This window comes from Halegenticoccus soli, assembly GCF_002844195.1.
GTDB classification, from domain to species: domain Archaea; phylum Halobacteriota; class Halobacteria; order Halobacteriales; family Haloferacaceae; genus Halegenticoccus; species Halegenticoccus soli.
In genome coordinates this window covers 515,713-534,550 of the sequence record NZ_PEND01000004.1, presented here as the reverse complement: position 1 = coordinate 534,550, position 18,838 = coordinate 515,713, and the positions used below count along the sequence as shown (strand labels likewise).

Genomic DNA, 18,838 nt, shown 5'->3' with positions numbered 1-18,838 from the left:
AAACCGCGACGCGGGCCCGCGCTCCCGCGCGTCGACCACCCCCGTTCTCGTTCCGGGCTTCGCTCACGCGAACACCGCGTACGCGAACAGGAACCCGAAGTAGATCAGCACGAGCGCCCCGAGCGCGAGAATTCGGAAGCGCCGGATGTCGGCCGCCTCGGCGTCGTAGGTCTCGAAGAACGCCTCCCGCTCCGCCTCCGTCAGCGACTCGTAGTGGTCGATCCCGCGGTGGAGCACGAGGTACCGCTCGCGCTTGAACGGTCGGCCGCAGTGCGGGCACTCGTGAGGCTGTTCTCCCTCCGGGACGGCGGTCTCCGCGGCGGTCGCGGCGGTCGCCGCCTCGTTCGGGGTTCGGGACTGATCTGTCGCGGTGGGTGTGGCTTCGGTCATTGTCACGGGACGGTCACAGGAACGGCGGCTCGACGAACGGTTCGGTGACGATCCAGAGGCTCACCATGGTGTAGAGTACCATCGCCAGCGTCACGCCGTACTGGCTGCGGATCGCCTGGAGGCGACCCGGAAACAGCTCGTAGGCCGTCGCGTGGGCGACCCAGACGGCGACGAGGTGGCCGACGATGACGAACGCCATCTCCAGGCCGCTCGTCCACCCCGGAACCGACGCGAGCACCGGGGGGTTCTGCGGCGGCGACAGCGGCGCGGCCGCGACGGAGACGACGGTCGGGAACAGCGTCAGCACGGACGTCAGGTTGTGCGCCAGGTGGTAGCCGGCGGCGATCGCGAGGAGCGACGGCGCGAAGCGCCGCGCGAGGTAGTCCGCCGTGAGGTACGTTTCGCCGTACGACCGGGCGGCGCGCACCGCCCAGACGTACGCGCCGTAGAACAGCCCGAACCCGGCGAGGTACGAGACGAGGTAGACGGCCAGGGGCGGCGCGCCGAGGCCGACGGCGGTCCGCGCGAACGCCGACCACGGTTCCGTGCCGACGAAGCCGTCGAACGTCGTCACGAACAGCAGCGCGACGACGAACGCCACCTCGTCGCGGCCGGTGACGAGCCGGGAGTCGGTGAGTGCGGCCCCGGGAAGTCGGAACCGGAGGGTTCCGGACTCGTCGCGTCCGATCGGGGCGACCTGCCCGTAGTACCGGAACGCGCGTGATACGGGGTCGACGTTCGAGAACCAGGCGTCAGTCCCGAAGGCGACCGATCCGACGACGGAGACGGCGGCGTAGGCGACGATCAGCGCCGCCAGCGCGCGCGGATCGTCGGCGATGGGCGTCACGATCTCGATCCAGATCAGCGCCAGGAGGCCGACGACGCTCGGCCACGCGCCGAATCGCGCCGGGTACTCGAGGTCGAGCGAGGGGAGCGGCTCGGCGAGGGTGCGGAAGGGGTTGAGCGCCGGCCACGTGTTCGCGACGAGGTACGTCGAGGCGACGTACGCGCCCCACCAGACCACCCAGACGACGAGGATCGCGAGGTTACGGATCCCGGTCACGGGGCCGACGAACCCGACGTACACCGTGACGAGGAGGAGCGCGAGGCCGCCGAGCCGGGCGGCGGCGCGCGCGGCGCGACCGGGCGCGGGGAGCGTCCCGCCCCAGTCGTGGATCGAACTGATGTACGCGCGGTCGGTCACGAAGCTCGCCAGGAGGAACGACGCGCCGACGACGCCCCCGCCGGTCGTGAGAAAGAGCCACGTCGGCACGTCGAGCGCCCCCGAGGAGGCTCCCCGGAGCCCGCCGGTGTGCGCCAGCGCGGTCCCCGAGACCGCGGCGAGCGCGGCCGCGACGAGGAGGAGGAGGCCGCCGACGAGCCGAAGTCGACGTGTCCGGCGACGAAACGACATCGTGGACCGTAGGACCGTCCCACGGGAGTACCTTCCGAAACCGCGCCGCCGTGCGAGGGTCGAACCACGGGTACCCGCCGACGCGCTTGGGAGGTTTTTTAGTAGTCGGCCGGCAACGCACGCCTATGAGTACCGAAGACTCTCACGAGGACCACGGTCACCACCTCCCGGCCGTGCAGGACTGGCCGCGGGGCTTCGGCGAGGCCAGCTGGTGGCCCTTCGTCACCGCGCTGGGCGGCGCGGGCATCTACTTCGGGGCCGGCCTCTACATCATGGGCAGCGGAAACAACCAGATCGTGAGCCCGATCGCCGGGCCCGCGGTCATCGTCGCCAGCGTCGGGCTGTTCCTCGTCGGGCTCTACGGCTGGCTCTACCACGCGTTCGTCAGCCACTTCTGGTCGCGCGGCGCGGACGAGGAGAGCGAGGCGGCGCTCCGCTGGGGGATGATCGCCTTCCTCGGCTCCGAGCTGGCGACGTTCGGCGCCGTGTTCACCTACTACTTCTTCATCCGGGCGGGCGCGTGGCCGCCGCAGGGCGCGGCACTACCGCCGCTTCTCAACTCGCTCGTGCTCGCCAACACGGCGCTCCTTGTGGCGTCGAGTTTCACTCTCCACTGGGCGCACGTGGGGATCCGGCGGGAGAACCGCCGGCAGTTCGTCCTCGGCCTCTTCGTGACGCTGGTGCTCGGGACGGTGTTCATCGCCGGCCAGGTGCTGGAGTACTTCGAGTTCATCGTCCACGAGGGCTTCACCATCACGAGCGGCATCTTCGCCTCGGCGTTCTTCGGGCTGACCGGCCTGCACGGGCTGCACGTCAGCCTCGGCGCGGTGCTCCTCGCCATCGTGCTCGTCCGGGCGCTCGCCGGACAGTACTCGGCCGAGCGGCACGTCTCGGTCAGCACCGTCTCGATGTACTGGCACTTCGTCGACGTGGTGTGGATCTTCCTCGTCGTCGTGCTGTACGTCGGCGCAGCGGTCGGCGCGGCCTGACGCGGATCGGTCCGACCTCCTTCTCGTCGCGGTGATTCCGCCGGCCGCGAGCCGAAGCTCGGCTCCGGTTTCCCCCGGCGTCACCGCTCGCGGTCGAGGGCGCTGTCGACGCCGTCACCGGCGCGTTCGTCGCTCTCCCGGCCGTCGGCGTTTTCGTCCCCCTCGACGGAGCCGTCCCCCTCCTCCGCGTACTCGATCCGCGCGATCTCGCGCCGCTCTCCGCCCTCGTACCTGTAGCGGACTCCCTCCTCCTCCGACTCGGTCGCGCGGTGCGAGCCGTCGCAGAACGGGTAGTCGTCGCTCAGCCCGCACAGGCAGATCGCGACGTCCCCCTTCTCCTCGTCGATGTCCTCGGGGCCGACGATGAGCGGCCCCCGTTCGGTGTGCGTGACTTCGCGCGCCATGTCCGGGAAACGGGCGTCGGCGGGTTAGTCTTGACGGGGTTCGGGGTTCGGCGCGCCGATCGGCGACGCCGGCCGACGGACGAGTCGGACCCGGGCTCGGCGTCCGAACCTTATACCCGTCCCCGCGCGGAGTGTCGAACGCATGAACAAGTGGAAGCGGCAGACGGCGTCCTATCTGCTCACGCTCGCGGCCGTGATGCTCGTCTACGCCGTCCTCTACCACGAGGCCATGGCCGCCTTCGAGGGGCGGGAGCAGTCCTTCCTCCACTCGCTGCAGGTCGTCGTCGAGACGTTCACCACGACCGGGTTCGGATCGGACGCGCCGTGGCAGTCGCCCGAGATGAACCTCCTCGTCATCGTGATGGACCTGACCGGGGTGATCCTCATCTTCATGGCGCTGCCGGTGTTCGTCTTCCCCCTCCTGGAGGAGTCGCTCTCGACGACGGTCCCGACCTCGGTCGACGGGTACCGGGACCACGTCGTCATCTGCTCGCACACGCCGCGGGGGGAGACGCTGGTGCAGGAACTCGACGCCGTGGACGTGTCGTACCTGTTCGTCGAGCCGGACCGCGAGCGGGCGCGGCAGCTCTACGAGGGCGGGTGGGACGTCATCTTCGGCGACCCCGAATCCGTCGAAGTTCTCGAAGGCGCGTGCGTCGGGGACGCGCGCGCGATCGTCGCCGACGCGGACGACGAGACGAACGCGAGCGTTATCCTCTCGGCGAAGCAGGCGGCCCCCGACTCGCGCGTGATCAGCCTCATCGAGAGCCCCGACGTCGCCGACTACCACCGGTACGCCGGCGCGGACGCGGTCGTCTCCCCCCGCCGCCTGCTCGGCGAGCGGCTGGCGAGCAAGGCGACGACCGCGGTCTCCGCCGAGGTCGGCGGCGCGGTCGAGATCGGCGAGGACCTGGAGATCGCCGAACTGCTCGTCCACCGGGGCAGTCCCCTGGAGGGGAAGCGGATCGCCGACAGCGGCGTGGGCGAACTCCGCGGGACGAACGTCATCGGCGCGTGGTTCCGCGGCGAGTTCGTCACGCCGCCCGCGCCCGACGACGTCATCGACGAGCACACCATCCTGCTCGTGACCGGACCGGAGGCGCAGCTCGAACGGCTGAAGGAGCTGACGCTCTCGGAGACGCGCCGCCGCCGCCGCGGGAGGGTGCTCGTCGCGGGGTACGGCGAGGTCGGCTCGACGGTCGCCGAGGCGCTCGCCGCGGCGGACGCGACGAGCGTGGTGGTGGACCGCGAGGACAAACCCGGCGTCGACGTCGTCGGCGACGCGACCGACCCGCGGACGCTGGAGGCCGCCGGGATCGACAGCGCCCGGAGCGTCGTTTTCGCGCTGGCGGACGACACGGAGACGATCTTCGCGACGCTCGTGGCGAAGCAGATCGCGCCGGAGGTCGAGGTGATCGCCCGCGCGAACGACGCCGATAACGTCGCGAAGCTGTACCGCGCCGGCGCGGAGTACGTCCTGGCGCTCGCGACCGTGAGCGGCCGCATCCTCGCGTCCGACCTCCTCGACGAGGAGGTCATCGCCCCGGACGCGCAGATCGAGATCGTCCGCACCGAGGCGCCGCGGCTGGCCGGCCGCAGCCTCGCGGACGCCGACGTGCGCGCGCGGACGAACTGCACCGTCATCGCCGCGGAGCGCGACGGCGAGATCGTGACCGACGTCGGCCCCGACTTCGTCGTCCGATCGGGTGACTCGCTCGTCGTCGCCGGAACCGACGCCGACATCAACCGGTTCAACGAACTCGCCGGCTGACGCCGTGGCCGCCGATACGGTTTTGGGCTCGCGCCCGTACGCTCGTGCGTGTCACGCCCCGACGCGTACTCGTTCGAGCGCTACCTCGCGGCGAAGCGGACCGTCGACGACCGCGCGCTCCACCGACCGACGCTCGACCGCCTGTCGGCGGGGCTCGCGGAGCGGGCGGCCGAGTCCGACGGCCCGATCTCGGTTCTCGAAGTCGGAGCCGGGATCGGAACCATGCTCCGGCGGCTCCTCTCGTGGAACCGCCTCCCCGACGACGTCGCCTACACGGCGGTCGACCTCGACCCCGGACTGATCGACGCCGCGCGCGAGCGGCTCGCCGACTGGGCGCGCGAACGGGGCTACCGGACCGCCCCCGCCGACGGCGGGTTTCGGCTCCGCCGGGACGGCGCGACGGTCGCGGTCGAGTTCGTCGCCGCCGACGCGTTCGACTTCGCCGCCCGGGTCGACGGCGACCGCGAGTGGGACGCGCTCGTCGCCTGCGCGTTCCTCGACCTGGTCGACCTCCGGCCGGCGCTCTCGGCGCTGTTCCCGCTCGTTTCCCCCGGCGGCCGCTGTTACTTCCCGATCACCTTCGACGGCGAGACGCGGTTCGAACCGGTCCCGGACCCCGCCTTCGAGCGGAAGCTGACGGACGCCTACCACGCCACGATGGACGCGCCGGACCGCCCCGGGTGCAGCGAGACCGGCCGGAAGCTGCCGTCCGCCGTCGGGGACTGCGGGGGCGAGGTGCTCGCGTCCGGTCGGTCGGACTGGGTCGTCGAACCGCCGTATCCGGCCGACGAGGCGTACTTCCTGCACCACATCGTCGACACCGTCGAGGGCGCGGTCGCGGACGCCATCGACGCCGGAGACGCCGCCGGGATCGACAGGGGCGACCTGCGCGCGTGGGCGGACGACCGGCACGCCGCCGTCGAGCGCGGGGAGCTGCGGTACGAAACGCGGCAGATCGACCTGCTCGGGCGGGTTCCCTGACCCGAAGGGCGGCGCGGTCAGTCGGCGGGCTGCTCGTCGCGCTCCGAGCGCCCCGACGAACCGAGTCGCCCGGTCACCGCGAGCCAGTCCCGCGCGAACCCGAGCAGGAACGCGCCGCCGAAGAGCGCCGCGCCGGCGGTCACCGCCGCGCCCCGGAGCGCGGGCGAGAGCGCGGCGGCGACGAACGCCATCTGCAGGCCGGCGAGAAAGCGCCTGCTCCGCCGCGGCGGAAGTTCGTACACCGGCAGCCCCCGCCGCTCCCGGAGGCGGATCCCGGCGACGAACGCGTAGCGGGCCGCGCTCGCGGAGAGGTACCACGCCGGGAGCGCGCCGGCGGCGACGCCGACGAGGGGCGCGACGAGCAGGCCGAGCGCGTCGAACGACGTGTCGAGTCGCGCGCCGAGGACGGTTTCGCGGCCGAACCGTCGGGCGAGGATCCCGTCCACGTAGTCGAGCCCGGCGGCGGTCCCGTACGCGGCCGCGGGCCACCAGGCGAGGGGGCCGCCGCGCCAGGCGAGGAGGAGGAACCCGGCGACCCAGGCGAGTAACACCCCCCTGACGAGCGTCAGGGCGTTGCCGACGCCGAACCGCGGGAGGAGCCTCGCGCCGTCGGGGCGACGGTTGGCGTCCAGACGCGAGACGAGCAGCCAGAACACGGGGAGGAGCACGACGCCCGCGGTCGCGGACCACCGGATCGCCGCCCCCGTCCCCGAGACGGATCTGACCAGGACCGCGACGCCGAGCGTCGAGCAGACAGCGGCGACCGCGGCGGCCGCCGCTCGGCGACGGAGGCTGGCGAGCGCGCTCCCGCCGGGGGGCCGATCGGTACCGTTCACGGTCGCAAATCGGTCCGGGCACCCATAATTCTATTCGCGCGACAGTACGAGCAGGCTGGAGCCGACCGGCGCGTTTCGGAGCGCCGGCCGGCGCTTCCGGACCCGCCCCGGTCGGACCTCCGGAAAGTATTTGTTCGGCTTGGCGGGACATACGAGCGAATGAAGGGCGAGATAGTCGAGGCGGTTACGGGGTGGGACTCGCGGCCGTTTTCCGGCGGCTACGCCGGGCTGCGCGATCTGGCCGACCGGGGATTCACCGGCGCGGTCAGCGGGGGATCGGCGTGGGCGTTCGCGCTCAACGGCCACTTCCTCGGCGTGTTCGACGGCTCCGTCGAGGCGTTCGAGGACGCCGACGGGACTGCCTACGCGGCGCCCGATCCGTCCCTGCCGCTCCTGTACGCGATGCGGCTTCGGGGAGGGGAACCGAGGGCGAGGTACTACACGAACGACACGCCGCTCGCGGAGGCCGACGCGACGCTCTCGGCGGGCAACTTCACCGGCTATGTCGAGCTGTCCGAGAACGTGCTGTCCGGCGACTACTACGTGGTCTACTACGGCGGCAAGTCGATGAGCGTCGCGTTCGTCGGCTCCGGCGGAACGCTCGTGACCGGCGACGAGGCGTTCGAGCGCGCGGCCGACGAGGTCGGCATCTACGAGGTCACGGAGGTGGACCTCGACATCGTCGAGATTCCCGAGCCGCGCTCGACCGCCGAAGCGGCGTCCGAAGGATCGACAGCCGGAGCGGCGTCCGACGGGCCGACCGAACCGGAGACGAAGTCCGACGGGGACGACGCCGGGGCGGAAGACGGTTCGGCGACCGGGGGGCCGGTCCCGACGGAAACCGGCTCGGGAGACGGGGCGGCGCAGCCGGACGACTCCGAGCCGACGCGGGACGCGTCGCGGGGTGCGTCGACGGAGCGAGAGCCGACGACGCCCCCGGAAGCGGAACCCGCCTCGGACGGTCCGGACGCCGCCGCGCCGGAGTCGAGTGCGTCGGAAGCCGGCGCGCTCGATGCCACCGGGGGGGCGTCCGCGCCGGCGTCCCGGTCGAACGACGTCTTCTCCGAGGAGGCGGAGTGGCGGAACGCCAAGTCGATCCCCGCGCTCGATCCGCGGCGATCGGCGCCGGCCGGGGACGCGGACGGCCCGGCGGAGGCCGACCGCGCCGAGAGCGCCGAGGGGCGCCGAGAGACTGCGGCGGGAGAGCGCGACGGCGCGGAATCGGGCGCAGAACGGCTCGCGGCGGAGCGCGACCGGCAGCGCGAGGAGGCCGAGCGCCTCCGCGCCCGCGTCCGGGAGCTCGAAGCCGAGGTGGAACGGCTGGAGGAGGCGCTCGCCGGTGGCGACGGCGCGCCGACGGCGGAGCGGACGATGGACCCGGAGGCGGCGCTGGAGGGGACGAACCTCTTCGTCCGCTACGGGACGAAAGGCGGCGGGACGCTGGAGAAGGCCCACGCCGGCGAGGCGACCCGCGAGGAGGTGAACGGGAACCTGCGCGTCGAGCACCACACGAGCTTCGACGACGAGGGGCTCCGCGTCGACGGCCGGTCGTTCGAGGAGTTCCTCCGGGGGACGGTCGAGTACCGCTTCGTCCGGTGGGTCGTCCGCGACCTCCTGTACGAGATCGCGGAGACGAACAGCGAGGTGGCCCTGGAGGACCTGTTCGACGCGATCCCGCGGATCGACCGCGCCGAACTCCGCGGGGACGTGGCGATCGAGTCCAGGGAGGACGGCGAGGAGCGCCGCGAGCGGGTGGCCTTCGACGTCGTGCTCCGGGACCGGATGGGGAACCCGCTCCTGGTGGCGAACGTCAACGGCTCGCGGGAACCCGCGACGGAAGGGATGATGACGGGGCTCATAGAGCGGGCCAGCGCGGTCGGCGAGTCCGCGAAGTCGCTCGGCGGCGCGTGCTTCGTCACCGCGAGCTTCTTCGAACCCGAGGCGCTGGAGGCCGCGGCCGACGCGACGGGCGGCGGCCTGCTCAGCCGCGGGCGGCGCAAGAGCTTCGTGAGGCTCTCGCGAAAACGGGGATTCCACCTCTGTCTGGTCGAGGCGCGGAGCGGGGACTTCCACGTGACCGTCCCGGAGCTCTGAGCCGCACCGCTCCGCGTACCACGCTCCCTCTCCCTCTCCGCGTCCGGAATCGCCGCGCGGGCGATTCGACGAGCCTACCGTTCGATCTCGGCGGCGTCTTCGATGCGCATCGACCGGAGCTTCTCGACGATCTCGTCGAGCTTGCTGTCGAGCTCGTCGACGAACTCCGACGTTCGCTCGGTCGTGATCGCACCCTGGCTGGACGGCTCGATCAGGTTCTCCTCTTCGAGGACGCGAAGCGAGTACCGGACCTTGTGGTGGGGGTAGCCGGTCTCGTTGGACATCTTCACGATGCCGATCGGCTCGCTGTCGATGACCATCTTCAGCACCTGCAAATGTCGTTCGAGCATGTCCACTTCCTTCTCAAGTCGATCTATCATGCCATTTGTTAACTTGTCTTTTAGGCTTTTAAAAGTTGCTGTCGACCGGCGAAACCGGGAGGCGAGTGTTAGATCTTCTTCGTGCGAGTAGTTAACAGTTCTGGTTTGCGCCTAAAAGGGATACACGGGACTGCCTAACTCTCGACGGAGGCGGCACGAGGTGTCCGCGTTCGTGCACAGGTCGCGTCTTCGGACCGTAATCGGTTTAGCGGGGCGGACTGAATCGCCGAGTATGACTGTCACCATCGTCGGCTCGCAGCTCGGCGACGAGGGCAAGGGCGCGCTCGTCGACCTCTGGGGCGGCGACGCCGACGTCGTCGTCCGGTATCAGGGCGGCGACAACGCAGGTCACACCGTCGTCGAGGGCGACGAGGAGTACAAGCTGTCTCTGGTGCCGAGCGGGGCCGTCCGGGGGAAGGTCGGCGTGCTCGGCAACGGCTGCGTCGTCAACCCGCGGACGCTGTTCGACGAGATCGACGCGCTCCGCGAGCGGGGGCTCGACCCCGACGTGCGCGTCGCAAAGCGCGCGCACGTCATCCTCCCCTACCACCGCGCGCTCGACGGGATCGAAGAGGACGCGAAGGCCGATTCGGGCGTGAAGGTGGGCACGACCGGCCGGGGCATCGGCCCGACGTACGAGGACAAGGTCGGCCGCCGCGGCGTCCGCGTCGGCGACCTCCTCGACCCGGAGGTGCTCCGCGACCGGCTGGAGTACGTCGTCCCGCAGAAGCGGGCGCTCATCGAGGAGGTGTACGGGCTGGAGGCCGGCGAGGAGTGCGACGTCGACGCCCTCCACGAGGAGTACGCCGAGTACGGCCGCCGGCTCGCCGAGGAGGACATGATCGTCGGCTGCGGCGACTTCCTCCACCGCCGGCGAGAGGCGGGGGACGACCTCATGTTCGAGGGCGCGCAGGGCACGCTCATCGACATCGACCACGGCAACTACCCGTACGTCACCTCCTCGAACCCGACGGCGGGCGGCGCGGCGACCGGCAGCGGCGTCGGCCCGACGGTCGTCGGCCGCGGCGAGGTCGTCGGCATCGTGAAGGCGTACCTCTCGCGGGTCGGCGAGGGGCCGCTCCCGACCGAGTTGGACGGCGACGAGCGCGACGAGGGGCTCGCCGACTACATCCGCGAGAAGGGCGGCGAGTTCGGCACCGTCACCGGGCGGCCGCGTCGCATCGGGTGGCTCGACATGCCGATGCTCAGACACGCCGCCCGCGTCAGCGGCTTCACCGGCATCGCCATCAACCACCTCGACGTGCTCGCCGGACTGGACGAGGTGAAGGTCGGCCGCGCCTACGAACTCGACGGCGAGGAGCGGCTGACCGTGCCCGCGACCACCGAGCGCTGGGCCGAGTGCGAGCCGGTGCTGAAGGAGTTCGAACCGTGGCCCGAGGTCGACTGGGGCGAGGTGGCCGCCGAGGGCTACGACGCCGTCCCGGAGCCGGCGCGCGAGTACCTGGACTACCTGAGCCAGGAGGTCGGCGCGCCGGTCTACGCCGTCGGCGTCGGCCCCGGTCGCTCGCAGACCGTCGAACTGGTCAACCCGTTCGACGCGTAGCCGTCGGCCTGAAACCCGAGTTCGAAACCGCGCCCGGCGGCGCGGTCCGGTCGAAAACCCAACTGTTATCCGGGAGCGCGGCAGACCCGAGCAGCCGGCGGAGGGGCGAGAGACATGTGCATCAGAAACCGGCGAGGGAGGCCGATCGAGTTCACGCGGGAGGACTGCATCGAAGCGCTGCGAGCGGCGACGGCGCGCCTGGGGCGCCCGCCGACCATCCTCGAGTACGAGGCGCTCGACCTGCGGCCGTCGGCCGCGACGATCCAACAGCGGCTCGGTGGGTGGACCCGCGCGAAGCGCTGTGCGGGGGTCGTCTCGGACGAGTGACGGCCGCCGCGCGGGCGCTCACTCCTTGAGCGCGCCGCTCGTGAGGCCGCTTATGATCTTCTCCTGGGCCAGCACCACGAGGATCGCGACCGGCAGCAGGCCGATGATGCTCGAGGCGGCCATCAGGTTGTACAGCGCCGTGTACTGGGTCTGGTACCCGAGGATGCCCCAGACGAGCGGCGCCCAGTTCTCGGCTTCCCCGTTCGTCATGAGGAACGAGAAGAAGAACTCGTTGTACACGTAGATGAACGTGAGGACGCCGGCGGTCGCGACGCCCGGCGCCGACAGCGGGACGATCACGCGGAACAGCGCGCCGAACCGCGTCGCGCCCTCGACGCGGGCGGCGTCCTCTAATCCGTCGGGGATCTGCCCGTAGAACGTCGTGAGGATGAAGATCGACAGCGGCATGTACAGCGCCCCCGCCGGGAGCATGATCGCGAAGGGCGTGTTGAACAGCATCGGGCTGCTCACGCCGAGCACCTCGACGTTCCCGGTGAACAGCTGGAACAGCGGGATGATGAAGCCCGCCGGCGGGAAAAACGAGATGGCGAGGAGGAGCAGCATGAGCGGCGCTCGGCCCGGGAAGTCGATCCGCCCGAAGACGTACCCCGCGAAGCTGGCCAGGACCAGCACGACGACGGTCGTCGAGAGCGCGATGACGAAGCTGTTGAACATGTACACGTGGAACGGGAGCACCTGGAACACCTCGACGAACGAACCCGGGTTGAACCCGTTGGGCGTCAGCCCGATGTTCGACAGGGCGTCCTCCGGCGTCAGCGCGACCACCAGCAGCCAGTAGAACGGGAACAGCGTCGTGACGAGAAAGAAGATCGTCACGACGTAGAACATCGCCCGGTACGTCCGCCGCGGATCGTCGATCGACCGCCGGACCCACCGGGTGTACGGGCCGGCGTCGTCGGCGTCCCGCCCTCCGCCCCGTTCCGCGGGCTCCGACGACGTTTCGGAGTCCCCCGTCGTCGACGACATTCAGATCCCCCCCTCGCTCCGGTAGAAGCGAACGATGTAGATCGACGCGATCAGACCGATGATCGCCGCCGTGACGAACGCGACCGCCGCCGCGGTCGCGTAGCGGCGCACGCTGAACGTCGTGACGACGAGACACGACAGCGTCGGCACCGTCGTGCAGCCGGCCATCGTCTCGGCGAGCCCGTAGATCCGCGCGGCGTCGAGGGTCCGAAACAGCATCGCGACGAGCAGCGTCGGCAGCACCAGGGGGAGGGTCACCAGCCTGAACTGCTGCCACTTCGAGGCGCCCGCCACCTTCGCCACGTCGTACAGCGACCGATCGATGCTCTGGAGCCCCGCGAGGATGAGAAGCGCCATGAACGCCGACGTCTTCCAGACGTCCGCCAGGATGATGAGCCAGATCGCCTCCGCCGGGTTGGTGAGCGGCGTCCCGGAGAAGCCGATCGCCTGGGCGACGCCGACGCCGAAGCCGATGCCGGGCGTGAAGATGAGGTAGAAGATCATCCCCTGGATGACGATGGGAACCGCCCACGGGAGGATGATGGCGACGCGGACCCACCGTCGACCGCGGAAGTCCTGGTCCAGCACGAGCGCCTGCCCGAACCCGATCACCGTCTCCAGCAGGATGCTCACCACCGTGAAGATCGCCGTCACGAACAGCGCGCTCTGGAACGGGGCGCTCGGATCGACGAAGGGGTTCGGCAGCGCGACGGTGTCGAGCCGGCCGGTCAGGAGCGCGGCGTAGTTGTCGAGCCCGACGAACCGCCCCACCTGCTGTGCGCCGCGGAGGCTGTCGCTGTGGAGCGAGAGGTCGAACGTCATGACGAGCGGCGCGATCGCGATCACGAAAAGCAGGAGGAACGACGGGAGCAACAGCAGGTAGGCGAACTGCGTGTCGTTCAGGTTCTCCGCCCACCGGATCGCGCCGGCGTACGCCCCCGATCGCCGCTGTACATCCGATTCCGTCTGTTGTTCTGATGACATCGTTACCCGTTGTAGTTCTCGATTTCGACGAGCTGCGACTGCAGCGTCCGCATCGCCTCCGCCGGCGCGATGCCGCCGCCGTAGGTGTCGTTCACGATCTGTGCGATCTTCGTCGACTCCTGCGGCCAGACGACCGTCACGGGCCGCGGGATCGCGTTCTCGCCGGCGACCCGAAGCGGTTCGACGGCGTCGCCGAGGAGCTCCCTCGACGCCCGCGAGTCGAGGAGCTTCGGCTCCGGCGGGAGCCACCCGATCACGTTCAGGAGGGTGAGCCTGAAGCTCCGCGTCGCCATCGCCCGGAGGACCTCGACCGCCCGGTCCAGCTTCTCGGTGTGCGGGTTTATCGTCACGTGCCAGCCGCCGAGCGACGCCACCGGCCCGCCGATGTTCCGGTACCGGGACTGCCGTTCGGTGACGGCGTACGGAATGGGCATCACCCCGAGCTTGTTCCCGAGCGCCTCCCTGCTGATCGGGATCGCGTACGGCCAGTTCCGGTGTGCGACCGCGTTCCCGTTGGTGAAGGGTGCGAGCGAGGAGTCCTCGATCCACGAGAGCACCGCCCGCGGCGAGATCGGGCCGGCGTAGCCGTCGAGCGCGTGCGGATCGTCCGGCCCGCCGATGAACGTCCGGATCATGCGGATCGAGTCGATCACCGGCTGCGTGTTCACCGTCACCGGCCGTTCGCCGACCGGCCCGAAGAGGGTGTCTCGACCGCCGAAGTACGCGCCGCCGAACGAGGACATGAACTCGTTGAAGTCACAGCACGAAAGCCCCTCGTAGGCGGCGGCCTGGAACGTGAACCCGTACTGGAGGTCCCGATTGCGGTCCAGCGCGTCCCGCACCGCGCGGGCGAATCGCTTCCAGCGGATCGACTCCGACGCCCAGTTTTCCCGTTTCGGACTGTAGCCGGCCTCCTCGATCAGGTCCCGCCGATACAGCATCGTCGGGACGTCGAGGAACAGCGGCATCCCGTAGAGATCGCCCGTCTGCGGGTGTTTGGCGGTCTGGACGATCGACTCGAAGTACTGGTTCTCGATGCGTTCGACGAGGCGGTCGGGGACCGCCGGGTTCCCGGTGAAGTTGACGAGCTGCTGGCGGACGATGAAGGGGATCGTCCAGCCGCTGTCGGTCATGATGAGGTCGGGGTTCGAGAGGCCCGCGTCGAGCCACCGCTGAATCTGCTGCTGGCGGGCGTCCGTGCTGCTCGGCCCGGCGAGGATTTCGAGAGAGACGTCCCGCGAGAGACCGGCCTCGTACAGTCCCTCTCTCACGTCGCTCGCCGCCCCCGTCACGTTCGAATCGGCGAGCCACTGGACCGTGTTCGCGTCCGTCCCGCTGCCGAGTGCGGTGCACCCCGCTACCCCGACGGCCGCGCCGGTCGCTCCCGCCGCCTTCACGAACTCCCGGCGGGAGACGCGCCGATCCGCCGCGGAACCGCGCTCCGATCGGCCCCGCCGAAGATTGCCTCCGTCCATCACTGTGCGTATCGATCGGAGTGCAAATAATTCCTAACTCCTATAAAATTGAATTATATGAAGCCTGATTGTTCCGGTACGAATTCCGATCCAAAGGGGCGACCACCGGCGCGAGAGCTCGGTACCGGACGAGGCGAGCCGCTCACCCGTTCGGTCGGCGTCACCGTCCCGAACGGGTGCGGGAACGACGCGGGCGACCGACGGCGTCCCGAAAGGCGAGCAGTACGCCGCCCCAGAAGGCGAGCGCTACGCCGCGACGATCTCCGGCCGCAGCGACTCGACCTCGGCCATCACGGCCTCGCGGTCCGCCTCCCGAACCCCGCAGTCGGCCAGCGCCTCGTCGAGGTGCGCCGCGATGATCTCGAAGTCGCGGTCGTCGATCCCGAGGTCGGCGTGGGCCTCGCGCATGTCGCGTCCGTCGTAGTCGGCCGGGCCGCCCGCCACCGCCGAGAGGAACTGCGTCTGGTGGGCGCGCTGTTCGGTCATGTCCATGTCCTCGAAGTAGCCGTTGACGCGCTCGTCGGTCACCACGCGGTCGTAGAACTCGTCGACGACGGCCGCGATCGCGTCCCGGCCGCCGAGCCGCTCGTACAGCGTCGTTTCCTCCGACATCTTTTCGGCGTAGACGCGCCGGACGAAAGTTCCTTCCGATCGATCCGACGGATCGGACGGACCCGCCGAATCGTACAGAACCCGTAGGCTTTTGGGCGGTCCCTCCTTCGCGTCAGGTAATGAAAGAGTCGCTGATGGACATCATCTGCTGCCCGATGGACAAACACGACCTCGAACTGGAAGTCGACGACCGGAACGACGAGGAGGTGCTCGCGGGGACGCTCGTCTGCACCGAGTGCGGGGAGCGGTATCCCATCGAGGACGGCATCCCGAACCTCCTCCCGCCGGACATGCGCGACTGAGGCGGGTCCTGAACCTTTTTCGTCCACCGGCGCAACGGGTGAGGTGTGCCCGACTCGTTGACGGTGGACGTAAACCGAAATCGACTGCACCAGATCGGGGTCGCCGAGCGATTCTCGTCCGCCGAGTCGTTCGTCGTCGACCTCGTCAACCACGGCGAGTCGGTCCACGTCCACCTCCACCTCGACGACGCGCTGTCGCGGGTCGCGAGCCTCGAAGGCGGCAACCACTACGTCGAGCGCGGCTCGACCCGCCAGGTTCGGATCGACGCCGATCCGGTCCGCGAGCCGGTGACCGGAAAGCTCAAACTCGTCACCGGCTACGGGGCCGAGACGGTGTACGTCGAAGTGACCATCGCTCCGCCCGCCCGCGAGAAAGAGCCCGTGGACGTGGACGAGACCCTCAGCCGTCCGCCGAGGCGCGATCCCGGCCCGGAACCGCTCGGCGAGCGACTGCGCGAGACGCTCCCCGAGACCGGTACGCTCTCCATCGTCGGATTCGGCTTGCTCGCCGTCGTCCTCGCGCTCGGCGTGGGGTCGCTGGTGAACAGTTCGGCGGTCCTCCTCGGCGTCGGCGTCGTCATCGGCGGCGTGCTCGCCGCGCTCCTGCTGCTTTCGCGGTAGCGAGGGCCAAGGGAGCGCCTCCCCGCGGCTCCGTCGTCGACGGCGTCGGTGGGGCCTACTCGGCCGGTTCCGCTTCGTCGCCGTCCGCCTCGCCCGATTCGCTCGCGTCACCGCCGCTCCCACCGCCCGCGTCGGCCCCGTCCGGTTCGGTCGGCGTCCCGGAGAGGTTCCCCTCCTCGTCGAACCGCTTGGCCCGCAGGTACCGCGCCCGGTAGCGGTTCGCGCCGTCGTACACGTCGGCCTCGCGGATCTCGTCGATCCGGCCGTCGGCGACGGCGTCCACGATCTCCTCTAGCTGTTCCTTCTCGCTCGGCGTGAGTTCGAACTCGTAGGTCCGCGGCTCCTCGCGTTCGAGTGTCGTCCACTTGCGCGCCGCGGCGATCACGAGCGAACACGGCTCCCGGCAGGGGAAGATCCCCTCCCCGCGCTCGGGTCCGAGTTCCGTCTCCTCGTTCTCGTCCCACATCCGGCGTTTGAGACACTGCGAGTCGACGCAGCACGACTCGGCGATCCGATCGACGGCGTCCCCGCTGAGTTCGTCGACGACGTCGTAGATCCCCGTCTGTCTCTCCGCGGTCTCGTCCCAGTGGCTCACGTCGAGTTCGCCCGCGCGTTCGAGGTTCCAGTTCGCGATCGTCGCGGGGTAGAAGGCGTCGACGGCCTGGACGACGGCCCGCTGGTCGAGGTTTCGGATGACCCACCCGGATCGGAGCGTCGGCGCGGTCTTCAGCGGCCGGTACCGCCCCTTCTCGTCGTAGGTGGCGACGTCGCGGGCCGCGAGCGGGTCGTCGAACGCGTCGAGGTCGTCGAGCGACGCGTCGGCGTCGTCGACGTGGCGGAGCTCGTACCGCCGTTCGCCCGCGGGGCCGAGCGTCGCCGTCACCCGGAGCTGCCCCCACTCCCGCGAGACGCCCCCCGCGAGGGCGGCGTACCGCTCCGGGACGGTCTGGTCGCCGTCGTCGGCGCGCTCGACCCACCGGAGGAACGCCCGGCGGTGGTGGCGGGGCGCGTCGCCCTCGACGCCGCCGCGGCGCTCCGCGCCGCCGACCACGTGCCGCCAGAAGTACCAGTTTGTGACGTACTCGGCGCGGGCCGCGGCCGCGGCGTGAAATTCGGACTCCGAGAGGTTCGTCCGCTCCTCCTCCGGGGTGCCGAGGGTGTAGCCGCCGAGTCGGTCGTAGTCCTCCGCCCCGCGGTGGACGTAGAGCCCGTCGAACTGGACGCCCGGCCCCTCGTTCGCCGCGTCGAGGAGGGCGTCGAACTGCCGGGCGGGGAGGTCGGGGCGAACCTCGGCGTCGGTCGCCATCTCAGTCCCCCGCGGCGGGCGCGCTCCGGGTGCGCTCGCGGACGACCTCGATCGCCTCGCCGATCTCCGCCCCCGCGTCCGCCGCGCGTTCGAGGATCACGTCGGCCATGAGGCCCTCGGTGCCGACCGCGCCCGCGTACCAGATGCGGTGGCCGTCGACCTCGGCGGGGACGTCGTAGCCCTCGCGGTAGTCGTCGGTCAGGCCCATGTCCTCCGGGATGTCCTCCTGCGTGTGGAACCCGTCGGCGACGAACAGGGGGACCACGACGACGTCGTCGGACTCGAAGTGGTCGGTCACGTCGTCGACCTCCGGCTCCTCGTCCATGAACAGCGCCCGCACCTCGTCGAACCGATCCATGTCTCGGATCCGCTCTGCGTGGTAGTGGATCGCCTTGGCGCTGTTCTCGTTTCGCTCGGTGCCGTGGCCGACGACGACGAGGCCGAACCCCTCGCCCACGTCGGGGTCGCCCGTCACCGACTCGGCGCGCCGGATGATCACGTCCGTCATCGACTCGTGCGTGCCGACGGGGCCGCAGTAGTGGACGGTCTTGCCCACGTCGGCCGCGGTCAGCGAGACGTGGTCGGCGTCGACGCCGTCGGAGTCCCACTTCGAGACGTCCCAGCCCTCCAGGCGGAGTTCCCGCGGGATGACCTCCTCGGTGAAGTAGCCCTCGCTCACGAACAGGGGGACGACGTAGATCTCGTCGCTCTCGACGGTCCGGAGCACCTCGCGGAGGGAGGGTTCCTCCTTCCAGAAGCCGGTTTTGACCTCGTCGAACGCGCCGACCGCGCGGATGGTGTCCGCGTGGTCGCGCGTCGGCGCGCTCGAATCGGCGTTCAGGTGCGATCCGTGCGCCACGATAACCAGCGCTTGCATGGGTACCACTCGGGAAAGGACGGCCTTAGGGACTTCGACTCGGCGGGTCGGGGCAGGGGGAGCAACCGTCCCGCCTCGGGCCGCGGTCGCCGGCCCGGCCCGCGATGCGGCCGTCCCGCCTCGGGCCGTAACGGGCCCGCTCCGCCTCAGGCCGTGACGCAGATGTCCGTCCGGGGGACGCAGACGGTGCGCTGACTGCCGGCCCGGCGGCGCGCCGCGAGCGCCGCTTTCGTCGCGCCGACGACCGCCGCGGCGACGACGATCGCACCGGCGGCCGCGTACGGGTCCGAGAGCGCGAACACGAGGGCGACGTTCAGCGCGAGGAAGACCAGCGTCCCCGCGACGGTCGTCCGCGGACTGTACACCGGGTTGGGGCTGTACGGTGACTCTCTCATACACGTAAACGGACGTTCGCGGCCGCCATAAGTATAATCTGAATTACATTTATGTAGGGGCGCTTACTGAAATCGAGTTCAGCCGGCCGCGAGCGGGGGAGGGACGAAGAGCCCCCGCCTGGCGCGCCG

The 18,838-nt window shown here is 70.4% G+C and carries 20 protein-coding genes; 8 read left to right on the top strand and 12 right to left on the bottom strand.

The features are described from left to right. Positions 1–63: 63 nt before the first annotated feature. Positions 64–390 carry a DUF7410 domain-containing protein gene (locus CNO20_RS13870; RefSeq protein ID WP_101296707.1) on the bottom strand — a complete coding sequence of 109 codons (327 nt, stop codon included), beginning with the start codon at positions 388–390 and terminating at the stop codon, positions 64–66. Positions 391–403: 13 nt separating this feature from the next. Then, entirely contained in the window at positions 404–1,804 is a 1,401-nt protein-coding gene (locus tag CNO20_RS13865; RefSeq protein ID WP_101296706.1) for a hypothetical protein, read from the bottom strand. 125 nt (positions 1,805–1,929) lie between these two features. Between CNO20_RS13865 and CNO20_RS13860 the strand changes: the two genes are divergently transcribed. After that, a complete protein-coding gene (locus CNO20_RS13860) occupies positions 1,930–2,793 on the top strand; it encodes a cytochrome c oxidase subunit 3 (RefSeq protein ID WP_101296705.1) in 864 nt (287 codons plus the stop codon). Between the two features lie 80 nt (positions 2,794–2,873). Here the strand turns inward: CNO20_RS13860 and CNO20_RS13855 are convergent, their stop codons facing one another. Beyond that, positions 2,874–3,197, bottom strand: coding sequence for a CDGSH iron-sulfur domain-containing protein (locus CNO20_RS13855; RefSeq protein ID WP_101296704.1), 324 nt, complete (start codon positions 3,195–3,197; stop codon positions 2,874–2,876). A gap of 142 nt (positions 3,198–3,339) precedes the next feature. Between CNO20_RS13855 and CNO20_RS13850 the strand changes: the two genes are divergently transcribed. Both CNO20_RS13850 and CNO20_RS13845 read left to right on the top strand, forming a co-directional pair. After that, positions 3,340–4,968: a potassium channel family protein gene (locus tag CNO20_RS13850; protein WP_101296703.1), complete on the top strand. Its 1,629-nt coding sequence runs from the start codon at positions 3,340–3,342 to the stop codon at positions 4,966–4,968. A 48-nt stretch (positions 4,969–5,016) separates the two neighbouring features. Then, positions 5,017–5,949, top strand: coding sequence for a class I SAM-dependent methyltransferase (locus tag CNO20_RS13845; RefSeq protein ID WP_101296702.1), 933 nt, complete (start codon positions 5,017–5,019; stop codon positions 5,947–5,949). A 17-nt stretch (positions 5,950–5,966) separates the two neighbouring features. On the opposite strand, the gene CNO20_RS13840 is transcribed toward CNO20_RS13845, so the two are convergent. Beyond that, entirely contained in the window at positions 5,967–6,785 is an 819-nt protein-coding gene (locus CNO20_RS13840) for a CDP-alcohol phosphatidyltransferase family protein (protein ID WP_101296701.1), read from the bottom strand. 159 nt (positions 6,786–6,944) lie between these two features. On the opposite strand from CNO20_RS13840, the gene CNO20_RS13835 reads away from it, so the two are divergent. After that, on the top strand, positions 6,945–8,879 hold the full coding sequence (locus CNO20_RS13835; protein WP_101296700.1) for a DUF7527 domain-containing protein: 1,935 nt from the start codon (positions 6,945–6,947) through the stop codon (positions 8,877–8,879). Between the two features lie 74 nt (positions 8,880–8,953). Here the strand turns inward: CNO20_RS13835 and CNO20_RS13830 are convergent, their stop codons facing one another. Beyond that, on the bottom strand, positions 8,954–9,259 hold the full coding sequence (locus CNO20_RS13830) for a hypothetical protein (protein ID WP_101296699.1): 306 nt from the start codon (positions 9,257–9,259) through the stop codon (positions 8,954–8,956). 232 nt (positions 9,260–9,491) lie between these two features. Between CNO20_RS13830 and CNO20_RS13825 the strand changes: the two genes are divergently transcribed. Further along, positions 9,492–10,823, top strand: coding sequence for an adenylosuccinate synthase (locus CNO20_RS13825; protein WP_101296698.1), 1,332 nt, complete (start codon positions 9,492–9,494; stop codon positions 10,821–10,823). 114 nt (positions 10,824–10,937) lie between these two features. Beyond that, positions 10,938–11,150 carry a homing endonuclease associated repeat-containing protein gene (locus CNO20_RS13820; RefSeq protein WP_101296697.1) on the top strand — a complete coding sequence of 71 codons (213 nt, stop codon included), beginning with the start codon at positions 10,938–10,940 and terminating at the stop codon, positions 11,148–11,150. Between the two features lie 18 nt (positions 11,151–11,168). Here CNO20_RS13820 and CNO20_RS13815 read toward each other — a convergent pair whose 3' ends face one another. The 4 genes from CNO20_RS13815 to CNO20_RS13800 all read right to left on the bottom strand — a co-directional run bounded on the left by CNO20_RS13815 (position 11,169) and on the right by CNO20_RS13800 (position 15,208). Beyond that, the gene (locus tag CNO20_RS13815) at positions 11,169–12,137 is read right to left on the bottom strand and encodes a carbohydrate ABC transporter permease (protein ID WP_101296696.1); all 969 of its coding nucleotides are present in this window, start codon (positions 12,135–12,137) and stop codon (positions 11,169–11,171) included. Beyond that, entirely contained in the window at positions 12,138–13,121 is a 984-nt protein-coding gene (locus tag CNO20_RS13810; protein WP_101296695.1) for a carbohydrate ABC transporter permease, read from the bottom strand. Between the two features lie 2 nt (positions 13,122–13,123). Next, positions 13,124–14,596 carry an extracellular solute-binding protein gene (locus CNO20_RS13805; RefSeq protein ID WP_101296694.1) on the bottom strand — a complete coding sequence of 491 codons (1,473 nt, stop codon included), beginning with the start codon at positions 14,594–14,596 and terminating at the stop codon, positions 13,124–13,126. Positions 14,597–14,842: 246 nt separating this feature from the next. Continuing rightward, positions 14,843–15,208: a group I truncated hemoglobin gene (locus CNO20_RS13800; protein WP_101296693.1), complete on the bottom strand. Its 366-nt coding sequence runs from the start codon at positions 15,206–15,208 to the stop codon at positions 14,843–14,845. 119 nt (positions 15,209–15,327) lie between these two features. On the opposite strand from CNO20_RS13800, the gene CNO20_RS13795 reads away from it, so the two are divergent. Both CNO20_RS13795 and CNO20_RS13790 read left to right on the top strand, forming a co-directional pair. Continuing rightward, a complete protein-coding gene (locus tag CNO20_RS13795; RefSeq protein WP_101296692.1) occupies positions 15,328–15,510 on the top strand; it encodes a methytransferase partner Trm112 in 183 nt (60 codons plus the stop codon). A gap of 45 nt (positions 15,511–15,555) precedes the next feature. Then, positions 15,556–16,131, top strand: coding sequence for a DUF7524 family protein (locus CNO20_RS13790; RefSeq protein WP_101296691.1), 576 nt, complete (start codon positions 15,556–15,558; stop codon positions 16,129–16,131). Between the two features lie 55 nt (positions 16,132–16,186). On the opposite strand, the gene CNO20_RS13785 is transcribed toward CNO20_RS13790, so the two are convergent. The 3 genes from CNO20_RS13785 to CNO20_RS13775 all read right to left on the bottom strand — a co-directional run bounded on the left by CNO20_RS13785 (position 16,187) and on the right by CNO20_RS13775 (position 18,709). Beyond that, positions 16,187–17,437 (bottom strand): DR2241 family protein, encoded by a 1,251-nt coding sequence (locus CNO20_RS13785; RefSeq protein WP_101296690.1) that lies wholly within the window; start codon positions 17,435–17,437, stop codon positions 16,187–16,189. A 1-nt stretch (position 17,438) separates the two neighbouring features. Beyond that, the gene (locus tag CNO20_RS13780; RefSeq protein WP_101296689.1) at positions 17,439–18,314 is read right to left on the bottom strand and encodes a CbiX/SirB N-terminal domain-containing protein; all 876 of its coding nucleotides are present in this window, start codon (positions 18,312–18,314) and stop codon (positions 17,439–17,441) included. A gap of 146 nt (positions 18,315–18,460) precedes the next feature. Next, entirely contained in the window at positions 18,461–18,709 is a 249-nt protein-coding gene (locus CNO20_RS13775) for a hypothetical protein (protein WP_101296688.1), read from the bottom strand. Between the last annotated feature and the right edge of the window lie 129 nt (positions 18,710–18,838).